Origin of the sequence: Pseudidiomarina insulisalsae (assembly GCF_003987065.1) — a bacterium.
Lineage (GTDB): Bacteria > Pseudomonadota > Gammaproteobacteria > Enterobacterales > Alteromonadaceae > Pseudidiomarina > Pseudidiomarina insulisalsae.
This window is the reverse complement of sequence record NZ_PIPY01000005.1, coordinates 1-12540: the sequence shown is the minus strand read 5'-3', so window position 1 is coordinate 12540 and position 12540 is coordinate 1. Positions and strand designations below refer to the sequence as shown.

The window sequence follows — 12540 nt, the reverse complement described above, 5'->3', positions numbered from 1 at the left end:
TGGACACAAGCCGGCGCGCTGGGCGTACAGAACCAAGGCACAATCAACAAAACCGTCGCCCGCGAACTTATCAACAAACGTAGCCCGTAGTTCTACTACGGGCCCAAGCCGCCACACGCGCGGTGTACATTACAACCACCCGGGTGTGCCCCACAGCTCCCCCCGCAGTAGAACTGCGGGCTACGGCTACCGGCGCTTCACGCCGGCAAGGGTTTCCTGGGGTTTGGATATGTGGAAGCCTTGCACAAAGTCGATATTGAGCCATTCCAGTATTTTGTAGATCTCGGCGTCGCTGACGAACTCGGCGACGGTCTTAATGCCAAGACTGTGCGCCATTTCGATAATACTCTTAGTAACTTTTCGGCTGCTGTCGTCCGCGGCAATTAGTTTAATAATTGAACCGTCAATTTTTATAAACTCAGGTTTAAGCTCGACCAGGTAAGCAAAGTTAGAATAGCCGCTGCCAAAGTCATCAATTGCAATCGCGGCGCCCGCCTCGCGGATACTCTCGAAAAACTCTTTGACGGCCGCGAATTCCTGAATGGCTTCAGTTTCGGTTATTTCAAAAACTACCCGCTCGCCGCCCTTGCGGCGTAGCTCCTCTAATATAAACTCCGTGGTAGCGTGGTTCAGGATATCGCGAAGCGACAAGTTAATTGATATCTTGCAATCATAATCAGCTACCATCGCCATCGCCTTGCTAAAGATTTTGCGCGTAAGCTCTCCGTAGTAAGGCGTTTTTTTAAGCGAATCAAGAAAGGCCCCCGGACTAATAATTTCGCCGCTTTGCGTTTTAATGCGCGCTAAGGCCTCGAATTTGCGTATTGAGCCAGACTGATTGACCGAGCTAATTTCCTGGAAAAAAGGTAGCAGTCGATCCTCTTTTAAAGCCGACTTGACCTCTTCAATCCAAAAATACGAGGACTTCACGTTATCTTGTTCCGTTTTTGAAACAACCCATGAGCCGTAATAATTGGCCTTGGCGTCATCGAGCGCACTTTCAGCCAATATCATTGACTTGGCGTAAGAGTCGCCGATGCCCACACAAAAGAAAACTTCGTGAAGGTCATCTTCAACCTGGTAAACAATTTCTTCAAGCTCGGCTTTTAGCTTCTCGCAGATCGCATCAAACTGCGACTCATCACTGCCAGCGTTCATTCTGACACTAAACGACGCGCCGGATAACTGATACACCCGAAGCTCGTATTTTTCAGCAGCTTTTGTCAGCTCTGCAGCAATGCTTTTAATTAACTGGTCACCGTGGCTGATGCCCCAATACTCATTAATAGTTTTGAAGTTCCGCGCATCAAAAACGCCAACCTTACTAGTATCTTTCTTTTTCAAATCCATCACTAGCTTGACGCGGTTTGGCAGCCCGGTCAGGGGATCGTGCGTTTGCTCTTTAATGGTGCGTCGCGCTTCAACAATATTGGTGACATCATTTCTTATACTCAGAAATTCCTTAATAACGTCATTTTCATCAAGAATGGGAACAATCACCGTCTGAACATAATAGGAACGACCACTTTTACATTTATTTTTTATAAGCCCTTTCCAGGGTTTCTTATTCTTAATGGTGCGCCACAGGTCAGCGAATAATTTACCACTCGTCTCCGGATGGCGCACCATTGCGTGAGTACTGCCAATTAACTCGCTGCGGCTGTAACCACTTACCTCTTCGAACCTAGGGTTTACATAGGTGATAACGCCGTGCGGATCAGTAATAGACACAATGGAGTTATAGTTCAGGGCTTTTTGTTGCTGCTCGAGAAAATAGACCGTCTCCCCCAGCTCCTGCCCCGTGGTCCGGGCCAAGTGCGCCAATGACTTTAATTTGCTGGGTTCTAAATTTTTCTTCATACCCGCTGAACGGGCGACGGGCAGCTCATGTCCCTCAGATAAGAACAGTAAGGTCGTGCTTTGGTTTAGTAAGGAAAATTCGCTGTCATCGGTATAAAACTCACCGTAGAAAAAACCGCCGCTAGCCTTTAATTTGGACCCAATCTTAGCCATTTCCAGATCGATATCTTTATCGAGATATGACTTTCTGGCAGCACATGAAAATATTAGCGTAGCCACATTCGGTGTCGCCTCAAATTCTGGCGTACTGGCTAACAGCTCGTGAGGATCAGCAAAAGAAAGCATGACTTTATCGCCAACCTCAAACTTCCCCCCAAAAATAATATCCTCACCATCAAAGCCGATAGCGGCGCGTAGAACATTCATCTTGTTCCGTATCACCAGAAACGGAAACTCCATCACGCTCTCGGGTAAGCTTTCTCTGCTTCGTGGCCCCAGATAGTTTTCATAAACCGTGAGCAAAGGCATGTTGTCTAACTCATAAAGCACATTATCCTCAGCCTTGGTGACGGTGAACTGCGGACCAATACCACTCCAACCGTTCATAAACTCTTGTCTGGCCATTAAGTGTTCACCCGACAAAACAGCGATAACTGAGCCAGTCGTAAAGGTTTGTTCATGGTAAATAGTGTAGGTTTCAGTAAACGCAAAGTTATCAGCAGCATTCGCGCCAGCAATAATCGTTGTCGGCAGGCACTGTTTGAGTTCCGTTAAAAATCGCTCCGGGCTATCTTCGAGGGGGTTCGTATACATAATCATAGCCTTGGGACTGAGGCCACGTAGCTGTTCTTTGAGGACAGAGAACTGCTCCTGAGTGTGGTTTTCCAGCCGGATGAGGCTGGCTGATGTCCCTTTCTCAAATACGATGAAGTTTAGCAGCAATGTTTTTTCAGTCGTGCTTCCCTCAATAATCTCGCCGGCGGTCGAGGCGCCGAATATCGAGAAACCCGGCAGATGGCTTTTGATCATTCCCAGTAATGGCGCGACCTCCGTACGCCCAAGCCCCGACAGGATCTGCAATAAGCCATCGCAGCTATCCAAAGCATTGGCTTCAATAAAGACTTTGAGTTCGTTCTCATCCTTGAATACATGCGAGTGTTGCTGCACAGATACTCCCCTCTGTTGTCTGACTAAGACTACCGAGCACGTTGGTTGTAGTTGCCTACGTCAGGGTTCGGTGCACCGGCTCATTAGCTATATCTAAATTAGACTTTACTGCTTCAAACCAAACAAATAAGCGGCTGCGTTCTGCTTATTTCCGATGAACAGCATAGTATCCACTTTGCTTACGGGGTTATTGATTCTTTTGATCAAAAAAGAATAAGATCAAAGCGCTAGTTGCAGGTTCAGTGCCGCTGCCCCAAGGAGTAGCCCGTAGTTCTACTACGGGCCCAACCCGCCACACGCTCGGTGTACATTACAACCACCCAAGTGTGCCCCATAGCTTCCCCCGCAATAGAACTGCGGGCTACAAGCCATAACCATCCGGGTTTTGCGACTGCCAGCGCCAGGTGTCGCGCAGCATGTCGTCGAGGGTGAGTTCGGCGCGCCAGCCTAGACGCTCGTAGGCGTAGCTGGGGTCGGCGTAGCACTCGCCGACGTCGCCGGGGCGGCGGTCGACTAGTTTGCAGGGAACGGAGCGGCCAGACGCGGCCTCGAAGGCTTTGACCATATCAAGCACAGACACGCCCTGCCCGGTACCAAGGTTCACCGCGTCGAAGCCGCGGGTCATATGGTCCAATGCAGCCAGATGCCCACGCGCCAGATCAACCACATGAATATAATCACGCACGCCGGTGCCATCAGCTGTTGGGTAGTCGTTGCCAAAAACGCTAAGCTCTTGCAGCTTACCCACCGCAACCTGAGCAATATAAGGAACCAAATTGTTGGGAATACCGTTAGGGTCTTCACCAATGAGGCCCGATTCATGCGCACCGACGGGGTTGAAATAGCGCAAGGCAGTTACTGACCACTCTGGGTACGCTGTGCAAATATCAGCAAGCAAACGCTCGACCATGTATTTTGAGGTGCCGTAGGGATTGGTAGTGCCACCGGTGGGAAAGTCTTCGCGAATAGGCACGCTATTAGGTGTTCCATACACGGCTGCCGATGATGAAAACACCATCTTTTTCACGCCAAATTCCTGCATCACTTCGCACAAGGCAACCGTGCCACAGAAGTTATTGCGGTAGTAGCTAAGCGGTTCATCAACGCTTTCGTTTAACACCTTAAAACCGGCGAAATGAATAACCGCGTCAATTGAGTGATTCGAGAAAATCTTGCGCAGCAAAGCCTTATCGCCGCTATCACCCTGAACAAAGTTCACCGGCTTCTGCGTGATTTGCTCAACGCGCTTTAAGCTGGTGCGTGAACCGTTCGACAAATCATCGATGACCAGCACATCATTACCAGCCTGAACTAGCTCCACAACGGTATGAGAACCGATGTAGCCTGCACCGCCCGTCACCAAGATCATTTACGTTCCTTGCTGCTGAAAACAAATAACATTCCAACAACTTAACACAAAATTTTAGAATTGCGCACTTCTTAAACGTCACCTCATTCTCAATGTAGCCCGTAGTTCTACTACGGGCCCAACCCGCCACCCGCTCGGTGTATGTACCAACCACCCGAGTGAGCCCCACAGCTTCCCCCACAATCCACAACCCGCATCCGCAGCGCCGCCAAAAATGGCGCGGGGGCATCAACACAATTGCCGCGCACGCCAACGCTGGGGTATGATGTCGGCAAACCAAAACAACAACCAGCGCAGCACGTTATGACCGCCAGCCTGACTCATTTACAGCAGCTTGAAGCCGAAGCCATTCACATTATGCGAGAGGTGGTGGCGGAGTTTGCGCGGCCGGTCATGCTCTACTCAGTGGGCAAAGACAGCTCGGTCATGCTGCATCTGGCGCGCAAAGCCTTCGCGCCGGCGAAAATTCCGTTTCCGCTGCTGCATGTCGACACCACCTGGAAGTTCAAAGAAATGATCGCCTTTCGCGATCGCATGGCGGCAAAACACGGCTTTCAGTTGCTCACGCACACCAATCCGGAAGGCATCAAGCAGAACGTCGGCCCGTTCACGCACGGTAGCGCAACACACACCGACATTATGAAGACCCAGGCGCTGAAACAAGCGCTAACGAAACATCAGTTCGACGCCGTGTTCGGTGGCGCGCGCCGTGACGAAGAAAAGTCACGGGCCAAAGAGCGCATTTTCAGCTTTCGCGATGCCCAGCAACGCTGGGACCCGCGCAACCAGCGCCCCGAGCTATGGAACATCTACAACACCCGCATTAAGCCCCAACAAAGCATCCGCGTGTTTCCGCTCAGCAACTGGACCGAGCTGGATATCTGGCAATACATCTACGCCGAGAACATTGAAATTCCCGCGCTCTACTTTGCCAAACCACGCCCGGTGGTCGAGCGCGACGGCACCTTAATTATGGTCGACGACGCGCGCATGCCGCTGCGTCCAAACGAGCAGCCACAAACCAAAATGGTGCGCTTTCGCACCTTAGGCTGCTATCCGCTGACCGGCGCCATCGAGTCGAGCGCCACCAGCTTGCCTGAAATTATTGAAGAAACCCTCAAGGCCACCACCTCCGAGCGTCAGGGACGCGTGATAGACCGCGACAGCGCCGGCTCTATGGAGAAGAAAAAGCAGGAGGGCTACTTTTGATGAGTACAACACACGGGCCTGGCATCGACGACTACCTGCGCCAGCACGAACAAAAAGAGCTGCTGCGCTTTATTACCTGTGGCAATGTCGACGACGGCAAAAGCACCCTCATCGGCCGTCTGCTGCACGACGCGCAGGCCTTGTATGATGATCAAATTACCGACGACCTCGACTTCGCCAGTCTGCTCGACGGCTTACAGGCCGAGCGCGAGCAAGGGATTACCATTGACGTGGCCTACCGCTATTTCGCCACCGACAAGCGCAAATTTATTATTGCCGACACCCCCGGTCATGCGCAGTACACCCGTAACATGGCCACCGGCGCCAGCACCTCTGATCTGGCCGTTATTCTGATTGACGCCGAAAAAGGCGTGCAAGCGCAAACCAAGCGCCACAGCTTTATTGTCAGCTCGCTCGGCATTAAGCACATTATTGTGGCGGTCAATAAAATGGATCAGGTGGGCTTTTCACAGGCGCGCTACAAAGACATTCAGCAGGACTATTTGAAAATTGCCGGGCTGTTAGACATTCCCGACATTCACTTTGTGCCGGTAGCCGCCCTGCACGGCGACAACGTGGTGCAAAAGAGTGCGAATACGCCCTGGTTTCGCGGTCGCACCCTGCTGGAGTATCTTGAGACGCTGCCCATTCAACGGCCGAAAAGCAATGCCATGCGCTTTCCGGTGCAATGGGTGAACCGCGCGAACTTTGGTGATGGCCCAGGCTTTCGCGGTTATGCCGGTAGTCTGGCCTCGGGCGAGGTAAAGGTGGGCGACACTGTGCGCGTGCTGCCCTCAGGTCAGCTGAGCAGCATTTCGCGCATTCTGACCTTCGACGGCGAGCTGCAAAGCGCGCAGGCACCGCAGGCGGTCACGCTGACGCTCAACGACGAGCTGGATATCAGCCGCGGCGACATGCTGGTCGAGAAAGACGCCCTGCCCTACACCAGCGCCCGATTGCGCGCCAAGCTGGTGTGGATGCACGAAGACGCGCTGCAAACCGAGCGCGATTACCTGCTGAAAATGGGCAGTCAGAGCGCTACCGTCACCCCAGAGCGGGTGCGTTATCGCATTGACATGAATACCTTAAAAGAGCAGGAGGCGCAGCAACTGGGGCTCAATGAAATTGGCCTGGTGGATTTGCAGGCGCAGCGCCCGCTGGTGTTTGACAGCTACAAGCAAAACCGTCAGACCGGCGCTTTTATTCTGATAGATAAGCAGACCAACGCCACCGTCGCCGCCGGCATAATCGAAAAGCCGCTGGCGGATAACGAGCTGGCAACGCCCCCGCGAAAAGGCCCGGTGACCTGGCAGGAGCCGAGCGTTAGCAAAGCGCAGCGCGCGGCCATTAAGCAACAAAAGCCGGTTATTTTGTGGTTTACCGGTTTGTCGGGCGCGGGCAAGTCGACCCTTGCCAACGCGGTCGAGGAGCGCCTGCTGGCTTTAGAAAAACATACCTACCTGCTTGATGGCGATAACATTCGTCACGGCTTAAACCGCGGCTTAGGCTTTACCGAGGCCGATCGCATTGAGAACATCCGCCGCATTGGCGAGGTGGCCAAGCTGTTTGTCGACGCCGGCACCATTGTGCTTTCGGCGTTTATCTCGCCGCTGCGCAGCAACCGTGACTATGTGCGCGAGTTAGTGCAAGAGGGCGAGTTTGTGGAGATTTTTGTCGATACGCCGCTTGCGGTTTGCGAGCAGCGCGACAGTAAGGGACTGTATGCCAAGGCGCGACGGGGAGAGATTGCTAACTTTACCGGCATTAGCTCGCCTTATGAGCCGCCTGAGCAGCCAGAGCTGCGGGTGGATATGAGTGAGATGCGTGTGGAGGATGCGGTTGAGCTTGTAGTTGGGTATTTGCGGGAGCGGGGGTATGTCCACTCCCCCTAAACTGACACAGAGTTAATTAGAGTTTTTTTTGAGATAATAACCTTCAGGAGACAAATGTCGAATGGGGGAAATCACAAAATAAAATGGCTAATATCTCGCTCTAAACTTGTAATCGTACCCACTGGAGTAACAAACTTATCTTTTTTATCGTACATATTTTTATATTGTCGGTAGTTTGTATGGTAAAAATTCCTAATGATGAAAAGCGTAAACTTTCTAGGGCTCACAGGCATTGATACAGGTATGCGGCAGTTTTTATATTGACCTAGAGTAAGATGTGATGCTGGGTGAAATGGTGATTTTTGGTATTTGGGATCGAAGTCAAACCTAACTGGAAATTTGACCAGAGACGGCTCCATTGCGTCAATATACAAATCATTTTCGAGGTAATCTTTGTAATTACTGTCATACTCTGGGAGTTTCGGGCTAGGAAAAAATAAAAGTCTATGTTTTGCTAGCTTTCCACTATTTGCAAAAAAAGCGTATTGAAAGCTCATCAACGAACCATCAATCAACTTGACGTGAAACGCATCGTTTTCAATAAGGCTATCATAGATGTCCTTGTAAGGTATTGACTTCATCACTGCAGATTCTCGCAGTGCTTTTAATCCCCCATACTCAATAAGATCACCGCTACGTTTCTCTGACGGAAACTTGAATTGTACACTAAGACTACCAGTAGTAAGTCTAGTAATCATCGTAGTACACTGTTCCGTAACCTGCCGAAGGTTCATTCGAACAGCTTTATTTGCTTAACTAAAGCCTCTGGAACTTCGTCGATAGAAACATCGCCGCGCTCTAGCGCAACACTCAATTCTTCCAGAATCTTTTTATATTTATGGGGGGGCTCTTTACTTTTGTTACTAATATCTTTATTTATCAACCTTAATTTTGATTTCTCTTCAATAGTTGGGTAGCGGAAGCGGAGACGAAACGAATTGTCTTTTAGTTTGAGCCATTCTTCTTTTAACTGTTCCATTTTGGGCCCAAAACCCCAAACTCGCACCCATGCCTTACTTCTTGTGATCGCGGTGAAAAGACGATTCCGTGCCAAAGCAAGTTGAGACGGCGTATACGCACTGTTACAATCCTGAGCGTTTATAACATAAACCATTCCGGCCTCGTTTCCCTTTGCTCGATATATTCCAGTAAAGGTTATCGCTCCATCACGTTTGAAGACATCGCGAGATGTACTGACTCCAGCAAGTTCAGATGAGATTCCAAGCTCTGCTAGTCTTCCTCTTATTGGGCCAACGTTCTTTTTCGTCGTAAATGGATCGGGATTTATAACCAATATGTCCTGTGGTCTTAACTCATCGTTTTCTACATTTTTACGTACAGCAGAAACAAGTGCTGAGTTCATCTGCTTTTTGTCTTCGAAAACTCTTATATCAATCAACTCGTCTAATTTTGAATGGGTTTCAAGGAATGCCGGACTTGCACTCTCATGTCTCTCCAATGTAAGCTCCTCACCTCCAGCAAGGACTCCATCAGTCACGGTGTACCCAACATCCTCCCACAACTTATCTTGGTCAAAAAGCTGAATTAGCCCTTCATTTCTATAGATTCCAAACCCCAGAGCGTGCGCCGATGTTAAGACTGGTCGAGAGTTTCGGTAACACTTATCAAGTATTATATCTTGCTTGCCCATTCCCTCTGCTACAGTATCTAAAGTGACTTTTGGATTACCATCCTTATCAGTTCCGAAGATGTCTTCGGGTGGAGCCATTGACGTTCCATTTAAATTTTGAAGCTCATCGTATGCATATACTAAGCGTTTTGGTTTCTTCAGGGATTCATAACATAAGCGCAAGAACGTAGAAGGAAAGTCCTGCGCTTCATCAACTAAAATCGCATCAAAAGTTGGGCTCTGATGTTCATTACTTTCTGTAAGTGCAAGTTCACAGACTCGCTCAAACGCTCTGTCGTTTCCAAACTTATACTTCGCTGATTGATAATCGAAATAAGTGCATTCGTTTTCAAGACAAAACCTATGATACATTCCGTCATTATCTGGGATGCCTGGAGCTCCCCAAGCATTCATAACATATAAGCGCTCCCAGTCTGGTTCAGTACCCGTTTGTTCAATTGTAAAGTTATTAATTAACTGCTTAAACTGCTCTTTGAGTGAGCGAGTATTAAATGTTACAGCAATCTTCCAGTCTGGGTTTTGTGCGTGCAGATAAGATGCTTTTAATGCAAGTACGATTGTCTTTCCCGAGCCCGCCAGTCCTCTTATTCTTTGTACACCATCGACACTTTCAATTACCGCTTCAGATTGGTGCTGATCTAAATTAGCGATGGTCTCTTCAAGCTTTTTCAGCCTTGCTCCTAAAGAATTTTCTTTCTCGACGTGGCGCTTGGAAGCCCCTCCTCGAAGGCTTGTTACAAGCTGGATAGCTGCGATTAAATGTGAAAAAACATCGCTATCACAATTCCATTGAAAGTTGTCTAAAACTTCAAGAAGTTTATCTTCCGATGCGATATGAGTATCAAGGTCGCTATTTTCAGGCAGCCCTCTAGCAATGGGAGCAAAAGTCACGGTATTAACGCTAAACTTTAGCTCCCTTCTATTTTTTAATTCTGGAAATGGCTTAAGTTTGACTTCAAGCATCGTCGCCAATGCATCTTGGCGCCCAACATAATCTCCCAGTTCACTACCTTCGACTAAGTCAAAAGCAACGAGGCCGTGAGTCTTTGTCACCAAAAGCGCGTCGCATTTCATCGCTCCTGAGGGGGTACCAATTATCGGGTAACCTATATACAAATAACCTTCAATATCACCTAGACCGGCAACTTTATCAGCTAGAATTTTCGATGTTTGTGGGGCATCTCTATTGGAGCCCCATATAACTTTTATCAATTTGCACCCTTACTAGAAGTCTTTGATTAGCAACCAACGCACTATGATCTTCTTAAGCGATATACATGTTAATACTCTGAAAAAGTATGGCCCCGGGACTATCCGGAGTTAACTGTGTGCTACCGGATTTTAGATTATATGCAAAAACAGTCGAAATAAAGATTTTCAACAGCACTCTACCAATATTTAATCGAAAGCTACGTTTAGAGTAATACAAAGTCTTTCACGCACTCCGCCAAGCCGGGAACAACGCCCTGCATCATCAGAGATCGTTCTTTCGTAAACGTAGCTACAACCACACCTAGACAGCATATTGTAGATGGCCTAATTTGTCACCACGCTCCAGGCAACGAGCCGATTTACGAATCGTACCCATAGCAGCCACACACAATGATTTGAGCTTTTTGAGGCGTTTGAACAAGGCGGCCAAACCCAGGAAGCATTTTGCGCTGAGCGTTAATTTAACCCGGCGTACTTTACCAAACAGCGTCGCGAATTGCTCGAAGAGCACCCGATCGGTTTTGTTCAGGCGCAGCAGGTCCTGTAAGGCCACCAGGATGCTCGGACGCTAAACTGTGGGGCCTGGAGCTGATATTGCTACCGCATGTCGAACCGCACTGGCTGGCTCAACTGGTGAAGTCGCTTGCGGCATGAAGATGTTCGTCGAGCTTTCGGCCATTAATTTATATAAACAGCCGGTTGATTTTCGCAAAAGCACCAACGGTCTGAGCGCGATTGCTGAAGCCGAGATGGAATTACTGTTGCCACCACCAAAGACATTAGCGCCACAATGGTGCAGGATGTACTCTTAGAAAGCATTGAAAAGCGCTTTGGCGATACTTCTGTCTTACCAAGAGAGCTGGAGTGGCTGACCGATAACGGCAGTTGCTATATTGCCGATGAAACCCGGCAGTTCGCCAGAGCACTGGGCTTTAAGGTATGTACGACGCCGGTTCGCAGCCCACAGAGTAATGGCATGGCTGAAGCGTTCGTAAAGACCTTTAAACGTGATTATGTCTACATGAATGACCGACCAGACGCAGCAACGGTAATGGCTCAGTTGGCTGACTGGTTCGAGGATTACAATAATTACCATCCGCACAGCGGATTAAAAATGATGTCACCACGAGAGTATCGCGCTATCAAAGTGGCAAGTTCATTTGAACCAGCTCAAGCTCATGTGAACATTTAGGTCACTCGCGGTTGATATCACGCACAATGTATTGCAGCAGGCCAACAAGAAGAATAAAACCAGCGAGAGGGTTCAGCACTTTGGCGAGGCTGGAAATTGAAAGATTACCCGCGATATCGATAAGGTACGCCAGCCCATATGCCGCTCCGGCGACGAAAGCTAATGTCCAAAGCAACCTCTCTGGGGATTTCTTTTGCACATAATTGAGCAATTTTAACCTGACGCTCGTCATGATCATGTTCTTGTCCTTAAGTACCTAAACCTTATCTCGCATGGAAAAATCAGAAACTTAAAATCTATACATAGCAAAGATGGCAATACTTTCTAACAAAAACAATGAGAAGGTGTCTAATTTGCGACCAGCTTCAGTAATGCAATTTCCGATATGCGGATCGGCATATAAGAGTATGCGTAGCAAAAACTACACCTAGGCACTGATTTTCAGAGGTGTAATGGGTTCTACCCCTGTAAGCCGTCCGTAGAAACGGGGTAGAACCGCTTTATTCTGAAACTTGCATAGTTGACCAATTAATAAGTGTCAGCGAGCACACAGCCAGTTAACTAAGACTGATGTAACGTCATTTTTGACTATTTAGAATCGACATTATCCCGGCAAGCTGACCTCCCAAACCGATAATCGCTGATGCGACGCCACACGTAGCAAAAATTAATGCCCGGTTGGTGAATATTATGTAGTTGTATGCGTCTCCGCCCACAATCTCTGTGCTATAACTAGGGTCTTGGTATCCCAGAACAAAAGCATATGCCAAAGTACATATGGAAATTAAGTAAAAAAGAAACGCCAAGACTTTAGGGCCATCAGCAATGCCATTTTCAACTGACTGGGACTGATTTAACTCTTTCTCTTCCATTCATTTCTCCATCTTGTTTTTTGTAATAGCCCCCATTTAAAACGGACATTCATTAGTTAAGCGATAGGCTTAGACCTATCTTTAAGGAGTGTCTATGGAGCGCATTGAAATTTTTACTGGCGAACAACGTCGTCGTCGTTATACTCCGCAAGAGAAAGCCAAGTTTGTTGCCATGA

10 protein-coding genes and 1 pseudogene are annotated in these 12540 nt (G+C 48.6%); 4 read left to right on the top strand and 7 right to left on the bottom strand.

Features of this window, described 5'->3' with window-relative positions:
- Window positions 1-186: 186 nt before the first annotated feature.
- The gene (locus CWI71_RS05390; RefSeq protein WP_126754254.1) at window positions 187-2967 is read right to left on the bottom strand and encodes a sensor domain-containing phosphodiesterase; all 2781 of its coding nucleotides are present in this window, start codon (window positions 2965-2967) and stop codon (window positions 187-189) included.
- 361 nt (window positions 2968-3328) lie between these two features.
- The gene (galE, locus tag CWI71_RS05385; RefSeq protein WP_126754253.1) at window positions 3329-4336 is read right to left on the bottom strand and encodes a UDP-glucose 4-epimerase GalE; all 1008 of its coding nucleotides are present in this window, start codon (window positions 4334-4336) and stop codon (window positions 3329-3331) included.
- Between the two features lie 255 nt (window positions 4337-4591).
- Between galE and cysD the strand changes: the two genes are divergently transcribed.
- Window positions 4592-5545: a sulfate adenylyltransferase subunit CysD gene (gene cysD / locus CWI71_RS05380; protein ID WP_275069789.1), complete on the top strand. Its 954-nt coding sequence runs from the start codon at window positions 4592-4594 to the stop codon at window positions 5543-5545.
- On the top strand, window positions 5545-7437 hold the full coding sequence (cysN, locus tag CWI71_RS05375; RefSeq protein ID WP_126754252.1) for a sulfate adenylyltransferase subunit CysN: 1893 nt from the start codon (window positions 5545-5547) through the stop codon (window positions 7435-7437). The genes cysD and cysN overlap by 1 nt, the downstream gene beginning before the upstream one ends.
- 71 nt (window positions 7438-7508) lie before the next feature.
- Here cysN and CWI71_RS05370 read toward each other — a convergent pair whose 3' ends face one another.
- The 3 genes from CWI71_RS05370 to CWI71_RS05360 all read right to left on the bottom strand — a co-directional run bounded on the left by CWI71_RS05370 (window position 7509) and on the right by CWI71_RS05360 (window position 10853).
- Window positions 7509-8135: a DUF2290 domain-containing protein gene (locus CWI71_RS05370; protein ID WP_157981068.1), complete on the bottom strand. Its 627-nt coding sequence runs from the start codon at window positions 8133-8135 to the stop codon at window positions 7509-7511.
- 32 nt (window positions 8136-8167) lie between these two features.
- The gene (locus CWI71_RS05365) at window positions 8168-10300 is read right to left on the bottom strand and encodes a DEAD/DEAH box helicase (protein WP_126754250.1); all 2133 of its coding nucleotides are present in this window, start codon (window positions 10298-10300) and stop codon (window positions 8168-8170) included.
- Between the two features lie 301 nt (window positions 10301-10601).
- Entirely contained in the window at window positions 10602-10853 is a 252-nt protein-coding gene (locus tag CWI71_RS05360) for a hypothetical protein (protein ID WP_126754249.1), read from the bottom strand.
- Between the two features lie 22 nt (window positions 10854-10875).
- Here CWI71_RS05360 and CWI71_RS12070 point away from each other — a divergent pair, with 22 nt between their 5' ends.
- Both CWI71_RS12070 and CWI71_RS05355 read left to right on the top strand, forming a co-directional pair.
- Complete coding sequence (locus CWI71_RS12070) at window positions 10876-11112, top strand: hypothetical protein (protein WP_198678747.1); 237 nt, start codon at window positions 10876-10878, stop codon at window positions 11110-11112.
- Window positions 11061-11492 (top strand): annotated as a pseudogene (locus CWI71_RS05355) (integrase core domain-containing protein); the annotation flags it as partial. The gene CWI71_RS12070 and the pseudogene CWI71_RS05355, both read left to right, overlap by 52 nt.
- A gap of 1 nt (window position 11493) precedes the next feature.
- On the opposite strand, the gene CWI71_RS05350 reads toward CWI71_RS05355, so the two are convergent.
- Together CWI71_RS05350 and CWI71_RS05345 are read right to left on the bottom strand one after the other, a co-directional pair.
- Window positions 11494-11730 (bottom strand): hypothetical protein, encoded by a 237-nt coding sequence (locus tag CWI71_RS05350; protein ID WP_126754248.1) that lies wholly within the window; start codon window positions 11728-11730, stop codon window positions 11494-11496.
- 340 nt (window positions 11731-12070) lie between these two features.
- A complete protein-coding gene (locus CWI71_RS05345; RefSeq protein WP_126754247.1) occupies window positions 12071-12364 on the bottom strand; it encodes a hypothetical protein in 294 nt (97 codons plus the stop codon).
- Window positions 12365-12540 lie beyond the last annotated feature (176 nt).